The following is a 347-nucleotide window of genomic DNA, read 5'->3' on the forward strand; positions in this document are numbered from 1 at the left end:
AACGGTACCAACTCTGCCGTGAGTGGACGAACACTGACGTCGGTTAACTCAGGTGCAACACCGGTCACATCGACATGAAGGAGTACAAGCAGCCGAGAGTCGTCAGTCTCGTCACTTGCAACAAAGTCTGTAAGCTCTGTTGGTGTTTGGAAGATGGCATACGGCTCGGCAAGAGTATTATCCTCTGCGCTTCGAGACTCCCATAGTGCTCCATAGAGCACCTCCAGTTGCCGGAGTGAGACAATCTCATCAGGGACATATTGTTCAAAACCGGGATGGATTGGTTGGTCGTCTCGAGATGACATGGTCAGTTTGTGTAGGCGTTCACGAAGCCGAAGCCGTGTTCT

Annotated in this window: 1 protein-coding gene; it reads right to left on the reverse strand. The window is 51.6% G+C overall.

Annotated elements, in window-relative coordinates; all coding sequences use genetic code 11:
- Positions 1-305, reverse strand: a 305-nt coding sequence (locus AUR66_RS22485) for a hypothetical protein (protein ID WP_231727746.1), incomplete at its 3' end; no start/stop codon positions are given.
- Between the last annotated feature and the right edge of the window lie 42 nt (positions 306-347).

The organism is Haloferax profundi (assembly GCF_001469865.1).
GTDB lineage: Archaea > Halobacteriota > Halobacteria > Halobacteriales > Haloferacaceae > Haloferax > Haloferax profundi.